Source organism: Pseudomonas serboccidentalis (assembly GCF_028830055.1).
GTDB classification, from domain to species: domain Bacteria; phylum Pseudomonadota; class Gammaproteobacteria; order Pseudomonadales; family Pseudomonadaceae; genus Aquipseudomonas; species Aquipseudomonas serboccidentalis.
Genome location: NZ_CP101655.1, coordinates 1954603 through 1973196 on the forward strand (window position 1 = coordinate 1954603; position 18594 = coordinate 1973196).

The 18594-nt window shown below is 63.0% G+C and carries 11 protein-coding genes; 1 reads left to right on the forward strand and 10 read right to left on the reverse strand.

Going from position 1 to position 18594, the window contains the following annotated elements:
• Nucleotides 1-30: 30 nt before the first annotated feature.
• The 10 genes from NN484_RS09140 to NN484_RS09185 all read right to left on the reverse strand — a co-directional run bounded on the left by NN484_RS09140 (nt 31) and on the right by NN484_RS09185 (nt 13162).
• Complete coding sequence (locus NN484_RS09140) at nt 31-627, reverse strand: glutathione S-transferase (protein WP_274658938.1); 597 nt, start codon at nt 625-627, stop codon at nt 31-33.
• Nucleotides 624-4265, reverse strand: a complete 3642-nt coding sequence (locus tag NN484_RS09145; protein ID WP_274658939.1) for an AAA family ATPase — start codon at nt 4263-4265, stop codon at nt 624-626. Before NN484_RS09145 ends, NN484_RS09140 begins: the two co-directional genes overlap by 4 nt.
• Nucleotides 4262-5506 carry an exonuclease SbcCD subunit D C-terminal domain-containing protein gene (locus NN484_RS09150; RefSeq protein WP_274658940.1) on the reverse strand — a complete coding sequence of 415 codons (1245 nt, stop codon included), beginning with the start codon at nt 5504-5506 and terminating at the stop codon, nt 4262-4264. Before NN484_RS09150 ends, NN484_RS09145 begins: the two co-directional genes overlap by 4 nt.
• A gap of 191 nt (nt 5507-5697) precedes the next feature.
• Nucleotides 5698-7335 carry a BatD family protein gene (locus NN484_RS09155; protein ID WP_274658941.1) on the reverse strand — a complete coding sequence of 546 codons (1638 nt, stop codon included), beginning with the start codon at nt 7333-7335 and terminating at the stop codon, nt 5698-5700.
• Entirely contained in the window at nt 7332-9068 is a 1737-nt protein-coding gene (locus NN484_RS09160; protein ID WP_274658942.1) for a tetratricopeptide repeat protein, read from the reverse strand. The genes NN484_RS09155 and NN484_RS09160 overlap by 4 nt, the downstream gene beginning before the upstream one ends.
• Nucleotides 9065-10144: a vWA domain-containing protein gene (locus tag NN484_RS09165; protein WP_127652253.1), complete on the reverse strand. Its 1080-nt coding sequence runs from the start codon at nt 10142-10144 to the stop codon at nt 9065-9067. Before NN484_RS09165 ends, NN484_RS09160 begins: the two co-directional genes overlap by 4 nt.
• A complete protein-coding gene (locus tag NN484_RS09170; protein WP_127652252.1) occupies nt 10137-10634 on the reverse strand; it encodes a DUF4381 domain-containing protein in 498 nt (165 codons plus the stop codon). Before NN484_RS09170 ends, NN484_RS09165 begins: the two co-directional genes overlap by 8 nt.
• Entirely contained in the window at nt 10631-11575 is a 945-nt protein-coding gene (locus NN484_RS09175; RefSeq protein ID WP_127652251.1) for a DUF58 domain-containing protein, read from the reverse strand. The genes NN484_RS09170 and NN484_RS09175 overlap by 4 nt, the downstream gene beginning before the upstream one ends.
• Nucleotides 11576-11580: 5 nt before the next feature.
• Nucleotides 11581-12540 (reverse strand): AAA family ATPase, encoded by a 960-nt coding sequence (locus tag NN484_RS09180; RefSeq protein ID WP_003218556.1) that lies wholly within the window; start codon nt 12538-12540, stop codon nt 11581-11583.
• A 268-nt stretch (nt 12541-12808) separates the two neighbouring features.
• The gene (locus NN484_RS09185; RefSeq protein ID WP_007968580.1) at nt 12809-13162 is read right to left on the reverse strand and encodes a hypothetical protein; all 354 of its coding nucleotides are present in this window, start codon (nt 13160-13162) and stop codon (nt 12809-12811) included.
• Nucleotides 13163-13668: 506 nt separating this feature from the next.
• Between NN484_RS09185 and NN484_RS09190 the strand changes: the two genes are divergently transcribed.
• Complete coding sequence (locus tag NN484_RS09190; RefSeq protein WP_127652250.1) at nt 13669-18564, forward strand: NAD-glutamate dehydrogenase; 4896 nt, start codon at nt 13669-13671, stop codon at nt 18562-18564.
• The last annotated feature ends 30 nt before the right edge of the window (nt 18565-18594 follow it).

Sequence of the window (18594 nt, forward strand, 5' to 3'; positions counted from 1 at the left end):
CAAGGGCGTTCTGCAGGCAGAAATTCGGGGTTACTTCTTCATGATCGAGGTGAACAGCTCGGATTCGAGCAAGCGCTGCAACCACGCCTGCAATCGAACGTAAGGCGTCTGCGCAAACCATTCGCGATCCACATGCGCGAACTGCCGCACGAACGGCAGTAACGCCACGTCAGCCAGGCTCAAGTGATCGGCCAACAAGTAATCGCGATCCGTCAGCAACTCCTCCAGTCTCTGCAAAAACAGCGCCCCTTCAGCGCGATAGTCCTCCATTGGCTGTTCGGGATAGCGCTCGGCGTACTTGTAGCGATTCAGGTGCACCTTGAACACTTGATCGTTGCCCTGAATCAACTTGTCCATCCATAACGCCCCGAATGAATCCCCGTCGAGCAACCAGTCATCCGGATCATGCTGCGCCAACGCCCAGCGCATGATCTCCAGGCTCTCGTCGATCACCCGGCCACCGGCATCCAGCACCGGCACCGTGCCCTTGGGCGAGATCGCCAGCATCTCGGCAGGTTTGGCCTTGAGGCTGACTTCGACGATCTCCACTGGTACGCCCGAATAATGCAGGGCCATCCGCGCGCGCATTGCGTACGGGCAGCGGCGGAACGAGTACAGCGTGTTCATTTCACCTCCAGGGTGCTCAGGCCATTACCTTGACGCTGCACCTGAATCTGTACCGGAATCCGTTCGTGCATTTCCTGTACGTGGGATATCACCGCAACCTTGCGCCCCTGTGCCTGCAAGCCGTCGAGAGCGTCCATGGCCAGTTGCAGGGATTCCGGGTCGAGGCTGCCGAAGCCTTCGTCGATGAACAGCGATTCGATCTTCAGCGTGCTCGACGCCATCGATGCCAGGCCCAGTGCCAGGGCCAGCGACACCAGGAACGTCTCGCCGCCGGACAGCGAATGCACCGAGCGCAGTTCGTCGCCCATCTCGGTGTCCATCACCAGCAGGCCGAGCATGCTGCCGCCGCGTTTCAGGCGATAGCGTTTGACCAGCTGGCGCAACTGCACGTTGGCGTGATGCACCAGCAGGTCGAGGTTGTAGGCCTGAGCGATCTTGCGGAACGTGTCGCCGGTGGCCGAACCGATCAACGCATTCAACCGCGCCCAGCGCTGATACTCGGCATAGGCGTCGGCGATCTGCTGCGCCAGCGCCTGATTGGCGTGCTGCCGACGCTGGTCTTCAGCCTGTTCGGCGCGCAATTCGGCGCATTGTTGCTCGCTGAGGTTGAACTGGTTTTGCAGGTCGGCGAGGGCACTGGCGAGTTGTTCGGCATCGAGGTTGCCGTTGTGCTGCGCCTGATGATCAGCCAGACGCTGGTCACGTTCCTGCAGCAGCACCTTGGCCTGTTCGACGGATTTTTCGTTGTGCTGCAAGCGCTGACGCAGTTCGCTGACCTGCGCGTCGTCGACGCGCAGCAGGTCTTCGAGACCGCCGTCATCCAGCTCGGGATGACGCGCGCGCCAGTCGGCGATTTTGCCCGTCAGCTCGCGGTCTTCGCTTTCCAGGGACTGCTGTCGCTCCTGTTGCGCTTTCAACTCCGTAACGATCTGCACCAGTTGCGTGCGCACGTTCTGCAGTTCTTGCGCGGTGCTTGTTTCGGCATTGCGCGCCTGCTCCACGGCCTGTTCCAGTTGCTGCTGCCAGTGCTCGGCGCTGCTGTGTTCGCCCAGCAGTTGCGCGAGTTTCGCCTGGCAGGCCTGTTGCTGCTCGGCCAGTGCGCTGAACTGCTGCTCGGCGCTTTGCAGCTGCTGCACGCGGCTGAGCTGGCGATCCTGTTCCTTCTCCAGCGTCTGCTGGCGTTGCTGCTGTTCGGCCAATTCTTCCTTGTGCTGATCGACTAGCGCCAGGCGCTCGGCAATCTGCCGGTCGAGCTGCATGAAGGTCGCCGCCGGCTCGACGCGCAAGGCTTCGAGGGTGTCGGCCGGCAGCAGGCTGGCGAACGCGCTGAGTTCTTCGTCGAGGCGCTGACGGTCGCTGCTCAATTCGCGTTGTTGATTGCTCAGGTGCTGCGCCGCTTGCTGATGCGCGGTCTCGGCATTGCGCAGTTGCTGGGTCAGGCGTGCGGCATCCTGTTGCAGGGTGAGCAGGGCGCTCTGGCGTTGTTCGTCCTGAGTGATGCTCTGGTTCAACTGATCGGTTTGTCGGGTCAGCCAGGCGTCGCGCTTGTCGGCGTCCTGATTGAACAAGGCCGTTGCCAGCGGATGCGCCTGCAGACTCGGCGCCAATGCCTGGAGCTGGGCGGTCAATTGTTCTTGCTGTTGCAGCAGCTCTTTCTGCCGAGCGATCACGCCACCGACATCGGCGCGCAGCTCGGTGAGTTTTTCCTTGAGCTGATCCACCGCTTGCTGCGCCGCGGCCTGCTCACTTTCATCGTGGCGACCCAGGCTTTGCAGCAACGCTTCAGGCTGGTGATACGGATGCTCATTGCTGCCGCAGACCGGGCACGGCTGATCATCCTGCAACTGCGCGCGCAGCTCTTCGACACTGGCGCTACGGGCCAGACGCTGGCGTTCAAGCAATTCACGGGTGACGTTGAGGGTTTGTTCGGCGACCGTCAGTTCGGCTTTGGTTTTCACCCCGTCCTGGGTCAGGCGCTCGCGTTCCTGTTGCGCGTCGAGCAGGCGCTGGTGCAGCTCGGCGCCGCGTTTTTCCAGCTCTTGCTGACTGGCCCAGAGCCGGGTCATGTCTTCAATGGCGCGCAGCTGTTTACGGTTGTCCTGCAACAGGTTGCCGAGGATACCGATCTGCTCGGCGACCGCATCCGGCTCGGCGCCGGCTTCTTTGAACAGCACTTCCAGTTGTTGTTTTTGCGTGGCCAGCGCCTCGGCGCTTTGCACCGCGTTCTGTTCGAGGCTGGCGAGTTCGGCCTGGCCCTTGTTCAGGCGATTGCCGATCAGCATCAGCTGTTGCAGGCGATCGCGGTAGGCATTCCACGCATCGCTCAGCGGCGCCAGATCGGCACTCTGTTCCAGCTCGGCCGCCATTTTCTGCAGACGTTCAGCGACCTCGGCCTGTTTCGCCTGCAACGCCTGAATGGCGCTCTGGCCTTGCGTGCAGGCCTGTTCGGCGGACTGGCGAGCCTCGGCGCTGAGGGCGGTGTCCTTGGCGAGGCGGGCGAGGGTGCTTTGCTCCTCGAATGCCTGACGCAGCAGCGGGGCGCTTTCGCTGTGTCGCTGCTGCGCTTCACTCAGGGCGACTTTCGCCGACTCGAGGGCCTGTTCCAGTTGCGTCTGGCGCTCGCCGAGTTCGCCGTATTGGCGGGTGTGCGCGGCAATCTGTGTAGCCAACGGGGTCAGTTGCGCATCGAGTTCGGACTTGCGTGCGAACTGGTGACGTTGCGGGGCGAGTTGTTCCAGGCGCGTCAGCTTCAGGCGTTCGCCGGCCAGACCTTCCCACTGCTGTTGCGCACTGTGCAGTTGCTCGGCAGCGGCTTGTTGCGCGTCCTGCAACTGGCGCAAATCCTTGAGCCAGCTGTGCTGTTGTTCCAGTTGCTTGAGCTGCGCCTGCTGCAATTTCAGCTGTTGCTGAGCGGTGTTGAAGCGTTCGTCCAGTTCGGCCCGCGCCTCGGGCGCCAGCGGGGTGACGCCGGTGGCCTGATCCTGCAGCAGCTTGTGCGCTTCGCGGGCCTCCTTGGTCTTGTCGAACGCGCGGCGGCCGAGACGGGTGTAGAGCGCCGTGTCGGTAAGTTTTTCCAGCAGTTCGCTACGGTCGTTGTCGTCGGCCTTGAGGAACGCGCTGAACTCGCTCTGGGCCAGCAGCACGGCGCGGGTGAACTGTTCGAAGTTCAGGCCCAGTGCGGTTTCGAGTTGGGTTTTGTATTCGCCTTTCTGACTGGCGAGCAGTTGATCCTGATCGATGTCGCGCAGGCTCTGGCGGCTGGCCTGCAACTTGCCGCCGGCCTTTTCCCGGGCGCGGTTGGCTTCCCAGCGTGCGCGATAACGACGGCCATCGACGCCGACAAAATCCACTTCGGCATAACCTTCGCCGGTACCGCGGCGCAGCAAGGTGCGCGGGTCGCCAGTGGCGATTTCGCCGTCAGCGTCCGGAACCTTGGCGTCGCGGCCGGTGTTGTTCAGGCGCGGCACGGCGCCGAACAGCGCCAGGCACAGGGCATCGAGCAGGGTACTTTTGCCGGCCCCGGTCGGCCCGGTGATCGCGAACAGGCCGGCGCTGGCCAGCGGTTCGGCGGTGAAATCGATCTCGAACGGGCCGGCCAGCGAGGCGAGGTTCTTCAAGCGAATGGCGAGAATCTTCATGGCTGCTCGCCCTCCATCTGTACGTCTTGCAGCAGTTCGGCGAAGTCCTTGAGGGTCTGTTCATCGACCTCGTTGCCGTAGTTGTCGAGCCAGGCACGGCTGAACAGTTCCTGCGGGGTGAGTTGATCGAGTTCGATCAACGCGCTGCTGTCGTCACTGCCATCGGCACCCCGGTTGCCGGCGTACTCGGCGGCGATCCGCACCAGGCGCACGGCTTTGCCTTGCAGGGCGTTTTCCACTTGATGGCGCAGGTCTGGCTGCGGCTCGTCGAGGGTCACGCGTACTTCCAGCCACGGCTGGCGCTGGGTTTCGGCGAGCAGATCGATGTTCGGCAGATCGGCCAGTTGCAGCAGGATCTCCGCCAGCGGTGCCGGGCCGATCCGTTGCAGGTTGACTGAGCGCGGGATCAGTTTCGGTTCGACGCTGACCAAGGTTTCGCCGTCGAGGGTGATGTCGAGAATCTGGTGTTGATAGCCGATCTCCGAGAACGACAGCGGGATCGGCGAGCCGCTGTAGCGAATGCGTTCTTCACCGTTGACCTTCTGCGGCTTGTGCAAATGGCCGAGGGCGACGTAACTGATGCTCGGCCCGAACAGACTGGCGGGCAGCGCTTCGGCATTGCCGATGATCAAGCTGCGCTCGGAGTCTTCCGAGACCGAGCCGCCGGCCATGTGCGCGTGGCTGATGGCAACCAGCGCCTGACCCGGCTGACGCTTGGCGTTGGCCGCTTCGATCAGCCATTCGTGAACCTGACCGATGCCACGCAAATAGCTGTCGCCCAGATGCGCACCGGTCACTTCCGCCGGGCGCAGGAACGGCAGCGCCAGACACCAGGCAGCGATTTCGCCTTGGGCATTGGGCAGTGGCAGCAGCAGACGCTCGGCGTCGAGCTGGCCGTCATCCAGCCACAACACCCGGCCCAGCGCATGGGTACGCAAACGGCGCATCAACGGCGCCGGCAGTTCGACGCGCGAGCCCGAGTCGTGGTTGCCGGCGATCATCACGATGGTCAGCAATGGTTGTTGTTCGTGGGCGCTGACGATGAAATCGTAGAGGCGTTCCTGGGCTTTGACCGGCGGATTGACCGTGTCAAAGATGTCACCGGCAATCAGCAGCACATCCGGCTGCGCCAGTTGCAGTTGGCGCAGCAGCCATTCGAGAAAGCACGCATGCTCGAAATCGCGCTCCTGGCCGTGCAGGTTTTGCCCAAGGTGCCAGTCGGAGGTGTGGAACAGACGCAAGGTGGACTCCGCTATAGAAACAGGTGATGGCCGCGGGAAAATGAGGGCGGCTAAAGAGGGGGGAGTTTACTGGCAAATGCGCGGGCTTGCCCAAAGGCTTGAAAGATCAAAAGATCGCAGCCTGCGGCAGCTCCTACAGGGTATACGGTTGTCCCGTGCAGGAGCGGCCGCAGGCTGCGATCTTTTGCTTTTTACTTCGGGTAAAGCGGCGGCAGCCCGCTGTCACCCACCGGATCCTGTACTCGTTCGGCCGTCGGAATCGTGCGGATCGCCCGCCACAAATCCTCACCCTGCCAATGCTGGCCGGTCTCGCTGTACAGCGCGCCGTTGAGGCCGTCGAGGGCGTCGGACAACGGCACAAACCGCGCCGCCATGTCCGCCAGGGTTTCCGGCTGTTGACGGGCCCAGGCGTCCAGCGCCTGCCGCGTCGCTTGCGGATCGTTGGCCTGACTTGCGCGTTTGATGTCGTCCAGCAATGTGCGCGGGCTCGGGCCGGTTTGTGCGGCACGCAGGATCGCCGGTTGCCAGCGTGCGCGCCACCACAGGCCGAAGCCGAGCAGGGTGGTGCAAGCGAGGGTCAGGGTGCTGAGTTTCCACCACCACAGGGTGTCGCTGTCGACGCTGGCCGATTGCAGGGTGCCGGCCGGGGTGTCGACCTGCAGGCTCGGGTTGCTCGCCACTTGCAGGGTGCGCGCCGGCAGGCTGGTGTGTTCCAGGTGATCTTCGAAGGTGTTCCACCAGACCACGTCGACCGTCGGCAACTCGATCGAACCGCTACGGCTGGGTACCAGCGCTTCGCGTTCTTCACGGCTGCCGATCAGGCCGCGCTCGCCGCTCTGGTTGCTCAACACCGGTTGATCCGGGTAGCGGCGCAGGCCGTTGGTTTCGGTGGCAGGCAGGGCGGGCAACTGTGAGCTGGCCAGGCCTTCGACTTTCAGGGTCAGGCTGCGGGTCAGCGAGTCACCGACCTGGGTGTGCTCCGGCTCCGGGTTCCAGCTTTCACTCAGGCTCAGGCTGCGTGCGGGCAGCCACGGCGCATCGGCGGGGTAGGTCAGCGGTTTCGGTTTGACCGTCAGCGGAATCTCGGCGGAACTGACGCGCAGCAGCTTGCCCGGTTTCGGGCCTTGTGCGGTCGCATCCTGAGTCGGTTGGGTGTCGACCAGCGTGGCGCTGAACGTCTGCGCGGCGATGCTCAGCAAACCGCTGTGCTGCGGGTAGATCGCATAGCGCATCTCGATCACGCCATGGCGCACGCCGTTGATGTCTTTCTCATAGGTGCGCGTGTCGCCCAGTTGCTCGATCCGCGCATCGGCGATTTGCAGCGGGGACAGGCTGCTGTCGTCGTACAGCGACACTGAGTGGTAAATGCGCAGCGTCAGGATCGCCTGCGCCTGCACATACACGCTGGACTGGTCGAGGCTGGCCTCGATGAACACCGGGGCCGGGTTGTTTTTCTCTTCGCGGGTGTCGCTCTCGACCACTTGCACGGTGATCGGCTGGCTGTGCACGTCACCCAGTTGCAGCGGCGGAATGACCACGCTGCCGTTTTCTTTCGGCAGCAGGGTGATGATCCAGCGCGTGGTGGCGCGGTTGTCGCCACTGAGGGTGTTCAACTGATTGACCTGGCGCGTGCCGCGCACCTCGAACAACGGCTCCAGCGGGGTCAGGTCGGGCTTGCCGAACTGCGTGACATCGCTGGTTTCGAGGGTGAGCTCGACCGTCTCGCCGGAGTTCAGGCGACTGCGATCCACGCTGGCCGTCAGCTCGGCCGCCTGGGCGGTGGCCGTGCAGATCAGCAGGGGCAGCAAGAGAGCGGTGAAGCGGGTCATCGAGTTTTTTCCTGATCCTGATGTTGTTGCTGTTCGTACCAGAATTTGCGTCGCAGCAGTTCGCCCGGGTCGTCGGGGATCTTGCCCAGCCATTGTTCCAGAGCCTGACGTTGCTCGCCTTCGAGGTTGTCCTCGTTCGGGCGCAGCGTCGGCACGCTGTTCGTTTCTTGCGCCTCATCGCTGCCTGGCACTTCATTAGGCCCCGGTTGCGGCGGGCTGGTCGGCGGCGGTTCGCTGGCCGACTCGCCGGGCTGAGCCTCGCTCGGGGTGTCGCCTTTGACTGCCGGTGGCGGTGCGGTCGCCGGTGGTGGTTCATCACCGGGCACGTTCGGTTGGGCCGATGGTGTCTGCGGTTCTGCCGGCGGTGGGGCGTTCTTCTGCTTGAGCAGGTTCTCCACCAGGGCCTTGTTGGTCAGTGCCGGGCGCAAGTCCGGTTGCAGTTCCAGCGCCTGTTCATAGGCATCGATGGCCGCTTCCAGCTCACCACTTTTCGCCAGGGCGTTGCCACGATTGTAGTGGGCGCGGGCATCGCTGCCTTCGGCGAAACGCTGAGCGGCGCCACTGTAATCGCCGGCCTCATACAACGCCACCCCTTGCCACTGATGATCTTCAAAGTGTTCGGCGGCTTCGCCCGGGCGCTTCTGTTTGAGCAGGTGCAGGCCCTGTTGGTCGGGGCGCAGCCACAGGTCTTCGAAGTCGAAAGCGTAGCTTGGCTGCGGCAGGTACAACAGCAGCGGCAGACAGAACAGCCAGCCACGCCGCCCGGCGCAGGCAGCCAGCAGCAACAGCGGCAACAACAGCCAGTAACCCTGATCGGCCCAGGTGTCGAGGCGCACGGTCTGGCCATCGTCACGCAGGCTGCGTGGGCCGTTGAGCAGGCCGAGGGCGCCGAGATCACCTTCGTCCAGGCGGGCAGGGTGGTATTCGCCGCCGACACTGGCGAGGAAGGCGCCGAGGCTCGGGCTGTCGAGTTGCGGCACGCGGATCGCGCCTTGTTCGTCCTTGAGGAAACTGCCGTCTTCCTGGGCAATCGGTGCACCTTCAGCGGTGCCGATGCCGAGCATCAGCAGTGGCGCCGATTGCTGGCTCAGGGCGCGGCGAATGCCTTGGCGTTCTTCTTCCGTCAGCGAGGAGCCGATCAGCAGAATCCGCCCCTGACCGAGCGCACCTTGCTTGAGCAACGCCAGCGCCTTGCTCACGCCGAGATCGGCGCGGTGGCCGCTTTCCGGCATCAGCGACGGTTTGAGCGCGTCGAGCAGATTGCGGCTGGTCGCCAGGTCATCCGACAGCGGCACCAGCGTGTGCGCGCTGCCGGCGTAGACGACGATCGCCGTCTGCGCATCGCTGCGTGCCTGCAACAGATCGAACAGCTTGCGCCGGGCCTGTTCCAGGCGGGTGGGCGGTGAATCGGTGGCGAGCATTTCCGGGGTCAGCTCCAGCACCACCACCAACGGATCGGCGGGTTTCTGGCTGGTCTGTTCGACCCGCTCCCAACTCGGCCCGAGCAGCGCGACGAGGGTCAGCAGCCATGCCACACCGAGGGCAACCCACGGCAGCTTGCTGTCGCGTCCGTTACCACCGCTGAGCAGCGTCGAGTGAAACGCCGGCGGCAGAATCATCTGCCAGCGCCCGGCGCGTTTCTGCCGATGCCAGAGTTGCCAGAGCAGCCAGCCCAGCAGTGGCAGCAACAACAGCCACCAGGGGCGGAACCAGTGCGGCCAGAGCGCGATCATCGGCGCCTCCGCAGACGCAGGCGTTTGAGGCGCTCGCGCCAGTCAGGCAGCGGACTTTGCAGATACAGCTCCTTGGTGAACAGGCGTTGCAGCGGGTTGTCCGGCCACAATTCGCGGGCGACCAGCAACAGGCTCAGCAGCAGAGCAAACGCCAGCGGCCACTGATACAAGGCTTGCGCCGGACGCGCCTGCGTGGGTTGCTGGGTCACCGGCTCCAGTTGATCGAGGGTGTCCTTGATCGCTTGCAGTTCCTTGCCATCGTGGGCGCGGAAGTATTGGCCGCCGGTGGCCTGCGCGATGGCCTTGAGTGCCGGTTCGTCGAGGTCCAGGCTCGGATTGACCCCGAGCAGGCCAGTGCTGCCACTGTCTTGCGGGTTGGCGCCGATGCCGATCGGGTAGATTTTCACCCCTTCGCTGGCGGCCAGTCTGGCGGCGGTCAGTGGATCGATTTCGCCGCCGTTGTTGGCGCCGTCGGTCACCAGAATCAGCACCCGGCTTTGCGCCGGGCGCATGCGCAGGCGTTTCAGCGCCAGGCCGATCGCGTCGCCAATGGCGGTGTTCTTGCCGGCGATGCCGATGCGCGCTTCATCGAGCCAGACGCGCACGGTGTGGCGGTCGAAGGTCAGCGGTGCCTGCAGGTACGCCTGACTGCCGAACAGGATCAGGCCAACCCGGTCGCCGTCGCGGCTTTCAAGGAAATCGCCGAGCAGGTGCTGCACCAGCGACAAGCGGCTGACGTCTTCGTCCTGCCACTGCATGTCGGGGAAATCCATCGAGCCGGACACGTCCACCGCCACCAGCAGATCGCGCCCGCTGGCGGCAATTGGCAACGGCTCACCCAGCCATTGCGGGCGAGCGGCGGCGCTCAGCAGCAACAGCCACAGCAGCATGAACGGCGCTTGCTGGCGCCATGCCGGCAGGTTGGCGCGGGCACGTCGCCGCGCCAGGCCTTCGAGGTCGGCCAGAAAACTCACGCGCAGCGCCGGCTCACCGCTGTCGGCCACCGGCAGCACCAGGCGCATCAGCCACGGCAGCGGCAACAGCAGAAAAATCCACGGCCAGGCGAACTCAAACATGTTTGCGAATCCAGGTTTCGACGGCTTGGGTCAGGCCGGCGATGGCTTTGTCGTCGAGTTTGCATTCGGGTTTGTAGGCGCCTTCGACCAACACCATCCAGCGCGTCAGGCCGGCGGCCGGGCAGCGGTTGTCGAGAAACGCCAGCCATTTGCGGCCATTGAGCGTATGGCTCTGGCTGTAGGGGTAGTGGTTTCGGCACAGACGCTTGAGCAGGCCGTTGAGCTGTTGCAGCCAGGCCCCGGCCGGTGCGCCGTCGTAGGGTTTGGGCATCTGCGCCAGTTCGGCCAGCGCAGCGATGCGCACCGGGTCCAGCGGTTGCTCGGCGCGCACGATCGGGCGCTTTCTGGTCGGTATGAACCGGCGCAAGCGCCACGCGGCGAACCCGAGCAGCGGCAGCAATAAAATCAGCAGCCACCACCCCGGCGCCGGCGGCCAGAAGTCGATCGGCGGTGGGGAAATCAGTGGCTGCAGTTGCTCGAGGCCGTTCATCGACCGCTCCCCGGACGCTGCGGATTGAGGAACTCACGCATCTGCTCGACCATTTCGCTTTGCGTGCTCAGCGGCATCAACAGCACCCGCAGCTTTTGCGCGAGCAGTTCCCAGCGGGCGATGCGTGCTTCGGCCTGCGCGCGATAGGTCTGGCGCAGCTCGAAATTCAGCGTGTCCAGCTCCAGCTGGGCGCCTCTTTCGGCGAATCGCAACAGGCCGGCGGCGGGCAGCGCGTGATCCAGCGGATCGGACAGCGGCAGCAGTAACAGGTCGCAATGGCGCGACAGCAGGCTCAGTTGCTGCTCGGCGCTGTCGGACAGCGCACGCTCATCGCAGATCACGATCACCAGGCTGCCCGGGCGCAACACTTCACGGGCCCGGCGCAGGGCCACACCGAGGGCGTCGCGGTCCGGTTCACGTTCACTGTGCAGCGACTGATTGACCTTCACCAGGCGGTTGAGCAACTGCAACAGGCTCTGCTTGCTGCGGCGCGGCTTGATTTCGTAATGCTCGTTGTCGCCGAACACCAACCCGCCGACCCGGTCGTTATGGCCCAGTGCCGCCCAGCCGATCAGCGCTGCCGCTTGTGCGGCGAGCACTGACTTGAACATCAGCCCGGAGCCGAAAAACAACTGCGTGCTTTGCTCGACCATGATGAAAATCGGCCGTTCGCGTTCTTCATGGAACAGCTTGGTGTGCGGCTCCTGGGTGCGCGCCGTGACGCGCCAGTCGATGGTGCGCACGTCGTCGCCGGCCTGATAGACCCGCACCTGATCGAAGTCGACCCCACGGCCACGGAATTTCGAGTGATGCAGGCCGATCAGCGGGCTGCGCTGGCTCGGCGTGGAAAACAGCTGCACTTCGCGCACACGGTGACGCATCTCGATCAGGTCGGTGAGGCTGATGCGGATGCCCGGTTCGGACGGCAGGGGGGCGTTCATGGGGGTCAAGCGACGGCTACGACGTCGAGAATCCGCTGCACCACCCGATCCTGATCGATGCCGGCGGCTTCGGCTTCAAACGACAGAATGATGCGGTGACGCAACACGTCGAACAGCACCGCCTGAATGTCTTCGGGGCTGACGAAGTCGCGACCGGCCAGCCAGGCGTGGGCACGGGCGCAGCGGTCGAGGGCGATGGAGCCGCGCGGGCTGGCGCCATAGGCGATCCACTCGGCCATTTCAGGGTCGAATTTGGCCGGGGTGCGCGTGGCCATGACCAGTTGCACCAGGTATTCCTCCACTGCGTCGGCCATGTACAGACCGAGGATTTCCTTGCGCGCGGCGAAGATCGCCTGCTGGCTGACCCGGCGTTCGGGTTTGGTTTCGCCATTCAGCGCTTCGCCACGGGCCTGCTGCAGGATCCGGCGTTCGACGGCAGCGTCCGGGAAGCCGATTTTGACGTGCATCAGGAACCGGTCGAGCTGCGCTTCCGGCAGCGGATAGGTGCCTTCCTGCTCGATCGGGTTTTGCGTGGCCATCACCAGGAACAGCGGCGACAGCTCGTACGTGCTGCGCCCGACGCTGACCTGACGTTCGGCCATGGCTTCGAGCAGCGCCGATTGCACCTTGGCCGGGGCACGGTTGATTTCGTCCGCCAGCACCAGGTTGTGGAAGATCGGCCCTTGCTGGAACACGAAACTGCCGGTTTCCGGGCGATAGATCTCGGTGCCGGTGATGTCGGCCGGCAGCAGGTCCGGGGTGAACTGGATGCGATGGAACTGGGCTTCGATGCCCTCGGCGAGTTCTTTGATCGCTTTGGTCTTGGCCAGACCCGGAGCACCCTCGACCAGCATATGGCCGTCGGCGAGCAGGGCGATGAGCAAGCGCTCGATGAGTTTTTCCTGGCCGAGAATCTGCGTTGAAAGAAAGGTTCGCAGCGCCAGCAGCGCTTCACGATGTTCCATCGGTGACTGTTCCTGGAAAGGGTGGCCGCAGGCGTTCGGATAACGCCGGGGCTGGGGGCGTTACTTTAATCCATCGAGGGGGGTGGCGACTAACGGCATTTTGCGCAAAGTGCGGGAAATGACCGGGGGATTTGGTGGATTTTTGTAGAAGGGAAGTGATTGGTTGCCTGTACCGGCCCTATCGCGAGCAGGCTCACTCCTACAATGGGCCGTCATGCACCGTACTGTAGGAGTGAGCCTGCTCGCGATGGGGCCAGTCCAGCCGACATCAAATCTGGCTGATATAGGTCCCGGTGCCATCCAGAATATTCTTCAGGGTTTCTTCAACCTCATCCAGATCAACCATATCCGGGTTGAAGGTGATCTCCAGCACATCATCCCCATTCAGCGCATCGGCATCCGCTGCTGCAATCTCGATCTTCAGCAGCGTCTTGCTCAGGGTGACTTTCACCCCGTCGAGGGTCGAAGGCTCGCCGTCCAGGGTGATCTCCAGTTCATCCTCGTCCGGATAACGGCTCATCAGAAACATATCGCCCTTGTCGCTGTGGCAGCAGAGCATGGCCATGTTGTCTTCTTCGTCATCGCACGGGTTGACGATCAGTAGGGCGGTGGTCATTTGCATGGGGGGAATTCCTGCCTCGGCGGGCGTGTTGGTCGCAATTGGGCGCGATTCTGCCAGCCCTCGGGAATTTCTGCATGTGAGAGTGTCAGAGGATGTGTCGTGAACGCGACGCAGGTCAATGGTCATTTCTGGCACGCCTGTACCGTAAAAACGGGCATTCAAGCCGCCGTTTTCCTCCATGAATGCTAGTGTTTATCGGTGCCAGATCCCTTGTTTACGTGCCAATGACCGAATATGTCGCAGCACCGCAAGCAGACACATTGTCGCACCCATTAAGCTGCGCAACGGATGAGCACCCGTAAAGACATTGTCGGCAGCCCCGACAGTCGTTTTTGCAGATGCCCATTCAATGGAAGGTGAATGTGACCTGAGTGTCTCGTCCAGCTTCACCCACCTGTCCCCCTGTTTCCTCTGCCCGAGAATCAGGAACAGGGCGACACAAGCCCCGAAAGGGGTGTTGCACGCGACGCTTTCCATCAATAACAAGCTTAAGCGGAGTACCACAGATGGCGTTCTTCACCGCAGCCAGCAAAGCCGACTTCCAGCACCAACTGCAAGCGGCACTGGCGCAGCACATCAGTGAACAGGCACTGCCACAAGTGGCGCTGTTCGCTGAACAATTCTTCGGCATCATTTCCCTGGACGAGCTGACCCAACGTCGCCTCTCCGACCTCGCTGGCTGTACTCTTTCCGCGTGGCGCCTGCTTGAGCGCTTCGATCACGCGCAACCGCAAGTGCGCGTCTACAACCCTGATTACGAGCGTCATGGCTGGCAGTCGACCCACACCGCGGTCGAAGTGCTGCACCACGACCTGCCGTTCCTGGTCGACTCGGTCCGCACCGAGCTGAACCGTCGCGGCTACAGTATCCACACCCTGCAAACCACTGTGCTCAGCGTGCGTCGTGGCAGCAAGGGCGAACTGCTGGAAATCCTGCCAAAGGGCAGCACCGGCGAAGGCGTGCTGCACGAGTCGCTGATGTACCTGGAAATCGACCGCTGCGCCAACGCCGCCGAACTGAATGTGCTGAGCAAAGAGCTGGAACAGGTGCTCGGTGAAGTGCGTGTCGCGGTCGCTGATTTCGAGCCGATGAAGGCCAAGGTGCAGGAGATCCTCACCAAGCTCGATAACAGCGCATTCGCCGTCGATGCCGACGAAAAGACCGAAATCAAGAGTTTCCTGGAATGGCTGGTGGGCAACCACTTCACCTTCCTCGGCTACGAAGAGTTCACCGTTGTCGATCAGGCCGATGGCGGCCATATCGAGTACGACCAGAATTCCTTCCTCGGTCTGACCAAACTGCTGCGCACCGGTCTGACCAACGAAGACCGTCACATCGAAGACTACGCGGTGAACTACCTGCGCGAACCGACCCTGCTGTCGTTCGCCAAGGCTGCGCACCCGAGCCGCGTGCACCGTCCTGCCTACCCGGACTACGTGTCGATCCGTGAAATCGACGCCGACGGCAAAGTCATCAAGGAACACCGCTTCATGGGCCTGTACACCTCCTCGGTGTATGGCGAGAGCGTGCGGGTCATCCCGTTCATCCGTCGCAAGGTCGAAGAAATCGAACGCCGCTCTGGCTTCCAGTCCAAGGCTCACCTGGGCAAGGAACTGGCGCAGGTGCTCGAAGTGCTGCCGCGTGACGACCTGTTCCAGACCCCGGTCGACGAACTGTTCAGCACCGTGATGTCGATCGTGCAGATCCAGGAACGCAACAAGATCCGCGTGTTCCTGCGCAAAGACCCGTACGGTCGCTTCTGCTACTGCCTGGCCTACGTGCCGCGCGACATCTATTCCACCGAAGTGCGCCAGAAGATCCAGCAAGTCCTGATGGAGCGCCTGAAGGCCACCGACTGCGAGTTCTGGACGTTCTTCTCCGAGTCCGTGCTGGCCCGCGTGCAACTGATCCTGCGCGTCGATCCGAAGAACCGCCTCGACATCGACCCGCTGCTGCTGGAAAAAGAAGTCGTACAGGCTTGCCGCAGCTGGCAGGACGACTATGCCGCACTGACCGTCGAAAGCTTCGGCGAAGCCCACGGCACCAACGTGCTGGCGGACTTCCCGAAAGGCTTCCCGGCTGGTTACCGCGAGCGTTTCGCGGCGCATTCGGCCGTGGTCGACATGCAGCACCTGCTGAGCCTGAACGAAAAAAATCCGCTGGTGATGAGTTTCTATCAGCCGCTGGGCCAGGCCTCCGGCCAGCGCGAGCTGCATTGCAAGCTGTACCACGCCGACACCCCGCTGGCACTGTCCGACGTGCTGCCGATTCTGGAAAACCTCGGCCTGCGCGTGCTGGGTGAATTCCCGTACCGTCTGCGTCACACCAGCGGCCGCGAGTTCTGGATTCACGACTTCGCGTTCACCGCTGCCGAAGGCCTGGAGCTGGACATCCAGCAGCTCAACGACACCCTGCAGGACGCGTTCGTCCACATCGTGCGTGGCGATGCCGAGAACGATGCGTTCAACCGTCTGGTGCTGACCGCCGGTCTGCCATGGCGCGACGTGGCGTTGCTGCGTGCTTACGCCCGTTACCTGAAGCAGATCCGTCTGGGCTTCGACCTGGGCTACATCGCCAGCACCCTGAACAACCACACCGACATCGCTCGCGAGCTGACCCGGTTGTTCAAGACCCGTTTCTACCTGGCGCGCAAGCTGGGCAGCGATGATCTGGAAGACAAGCAACAGCGTCTGGAACAAGCGATTCTGACCGCACTGGACGACGTTCAGGTGCTCAACGAAGACCGTATCCTGCGTCGTTACCTGGACCTGATCAAAGCCACCCTGCGCACCAACTTCTACCAGACGGATGCCAACGGCCAGACCAAGTCGTACTTCAGCTTCAAGTTCAATCCGCACGCGATTCCTGAACTGCCGAAGCCAGTACCGAAGTTCGAAATCTTCGTTTACTCGCCACGCGTCGAAGGCGTGCATCTGCGCTTCGGCAACGTCGCTCGTGGTGGTCTGCGCTGGTCCGACCGTGAAGAAGACTTCCGTACCGAAGTCCTCGGCCTGGTAAAAGCCCAGCAAGTGAAGAACTCGGTCATCGTGCCGGTGGGTGCGAAGGGCGGCTTCCTGCCGCGTCGCCTGCCACTGGGCGGCAGCCGTGACGAGATCGCGGCCGAGGGCATCGCCTGCTACCGCATCTTCATTTCGGGTCTGCTGGACATCACCGACAACCTGAAAGACGGCGCGCTGGTACCGCCGGCCAACGTCGTGCGGCATGACGACGATGACCCGTACCTGGTGGTGGCCGCGGACAAGGGCACTGCAACCTTCTCCGACATCGCCAACGGTATCGCCATCGACTACGGCTTCTGGCTGGGTGACGCATTCGCCTCCGGTGGTTCGGCCGGTTACGACCACAAGAAAATGGGCATCACCGCCAAGGGCGCGTGGGTTGGCGTACAGCGCCACTTCCGCGAGCGCGGCATCAATGTCCAGGAAGACAGCATCACCGTGGTCGGCGTGGGTGACATGGCCGGTGACGTGTTCGGTAACGGCCTGTTGATGTCCGACAAGCTGCAACTGGTCGCGGCCTTCAACCACATGCACATCTTCATCGATCCGAACCCGAACCCAGCCACCAGCTTCGTCGAGCGTCAGCGCATGTTCGATCTGCCGCGTTCGGCCTGGACCGACTACGACACCAGCATCATGTCCGAAGGCGGCGGTATCTTCTCGCGCAGCGCGAAGAGCATCGCCATTTCGCCGCAGATGAAAGAACGCTTCGACATCAAGGCCGACAAGCTGACTCCGACCGAACTGCTGAACGCCTTGCTCAAGGCGCCGGTGGATCTGCTGTGGAACGGCGGTATCGGTACTTATGTGAAAGCCAGCACCGAAAGCCATGCCGACGTGGGCGACAAGGCCAACGATGCACTGCGCGTGAACGGCAACGAGCTGCGCTGCAAAGTGGTGGGCGAGGGCGGTAACCTCGGCATGACCCAACTGGGTCGTGTGGAATTCGGTCTCAATGGCGGCGGTTCCAACACCGACTTCATCGACAACGCCGGTGGCGTGGACTGCTCCGACCACGAAGTGAACATCAAGATCCTGCTGAACGAAGTGGTTCAGGCTGGCGACATGACCGACAAGCAACGCAACCAGTTGCTGGCGAGCATGACCGACGAAGTCGGTGGTCTGGTGCTGGGCAACAACTACAAGCAGACTCAGGCCCTGTCCCTGGCGGCGCGTCGTGCCTACGAGCGCATTGCCGAGTACAAGCGTTTGATGAGCGATCTGGAAGGCCGTGGCAAGCTGGACCGTGCCATCGAGTTCCTGCCGACCGAAGAGCAGATCAACGAGCGCGTTGCGGCAGGCCATGGCCTGACCCGTCCCGAGCTGTCGGTACTGATCTCGTACAGCAAGATCGACCTCAAGGAACAGCTGCTGAACTCGCTGGTGCCGGACGACGATTACCTGACCCGCGACATGGAAACGGCGTTCCCGCCGACCCTGGTCAGCAAGTTCTCCGAAGCCATGCGTCGTCACCGTCTGAAGCGCGAGATCGTCAGCACCCAGATCGCCAACGACCTGGTCAACCACATGGGCATCACCTTCGTTCAGCGACTCAAAGAGTCGACCGGCATGAGCCCGGCGAACGTGGCCGGCGCCTACGTGATCGTGCGTGACATCTTCCACCTCCCGCACTGGTTCCGTCAGATTGAAGCGCTGGACTACCAGGTCTCCGCTGACGTGCAACTGGAGCTGATGGACGAGCTGATGCGTCTGGGCCGCCGTGCTACCCGCTGGTTCCTGCGTGCCCGCCGCAACGAGCAGAACGCTGCCCGTGACGTGGCGCACTTCGGTCCGCACCTGAAGGAGTTGGGCCTGAAGCTGGACGAACTGCTGAGCGGCGAAATCCGTGAAAACTGGCAGGCGCGTTATCAGGCTTACGTCGCGGCCGGTGTTCCGGAGTTGCTGGCGCGTATGGTGGCGGGTACCTCGCACCTGTACACCCTGCTGCCGATCATCGAAGCGTCCGACGTCACTGGCCAGGACCCGGCCGAAGTGGCCAAGGCTTACTTCGCCGTGGGCAGTGCGCTGGACATCACCTGGTACCTGCAACAGATCAGCGCGCTGCCGGTTGAAAACAACTGGCAGGCCCTGGCCCGTGAAGCGTTCCGTGATGACATCGACTGGCAGCAACGTGCGATCACCATCTCGGTCCTGCAACAGGGCGACGGCACCCTGGACGTGGAAGCACGTCTGGCGCTGTGGATGGCGCAGAACGAAGGCATGATCTCGCGCTGGCGCGCCATGCTGGTGGAAATCCGTGCGGCGAGCGGCACTGACTACGCCATGTATGCAGTGGCCAACCGCGAACTGCTTGACCTCGCGTTGAGCGGTCAATCGGTAGTGCCTGCGGCTGCTGCGAATGCCGAGCTTGAGCCGGCCTGAGTAGTGGTTGAATGAAAAAGCCCCGGTGTC

What these genes read in the sequence shown, in the direction of transcription:
- NN484_RS09165 (WP_127652253.1), bottom strand. Translation starts at nt 10,144, where the DNA reads ATGTTTGAGTTCGCCTGGCCGTGGATTTTTCTGCTGTTGCCGCTGCCG.
- NN484_RS09145 (WP_274658939.1), bottom strand. Translation starts at nt 4,265, where the DNA reads ATGAAGATTCTCGCCATTCGCTTGAAGAACCTCGCCTCGCTGGCCGGC.
- NN484_RS09180 (WP_003218556.1), bottom strand. Translation starts at nt 12,540, where the DNA reads ATGGAACATCGTGAAGCGCTGCTGGCGCTGCGAACCTTTCTTTCAACG.
- NN484_RS09170 (WP_127652252.1), bottom strand. Translation starts at nt 10,634, where the DNA reads ATGAACGGCCTCGAGCAACTGCAGCCACTGATTTCCCCACCGCCGATC.
- NN484_RS09175 (WP_127652251.1), bottom strand. Translation starts at nt 11,575, where the DNA reads ATGAACGCCCCCCTGCCGTCCGAACCGGGCATCCGCATCAGCCTCACC.
- NN484_RS09155 (WP_274658941.1), bottom strand. Translation starts at nt 7,335, where the DNA reads ATGACCCGCTTCACCGCTCTCTTGCTGCCCCTGCTGATCTGCACGGCC.
- NN484_RS09185 (WP_007968580.1), bottom strand. Translation starts at nt 13,162, where the DNA reads ATGCAAATGACCACCGCCCTACTGATCGTCAACCCGTGCGATGACGAA.
- NN484_RS09140 (WP_274658938.1), bottom strand. Translation starts at nt 627, where the DNA reads ATGAACACGCTGTACTCGTTCCGCCGCTGCCCGTACGCAATGCGCGCG.
- NN484_RS09190 (WP_127652250.1), top strand. Translation starts at nt 13,669, where the DNA reads ATGGCGTTCTTCACCGCAGCCAGCAAAGCCGACTTCCAGCACCAACTG.
- NN484_RS09160 (WP_274658942.1), bottom strand. Translation starts at nt 9,068, where the DNA reads ATGATCGCGCTCTGGCCGCACTGGTTCCGCCCCTGGTGGCTGTTGTTG.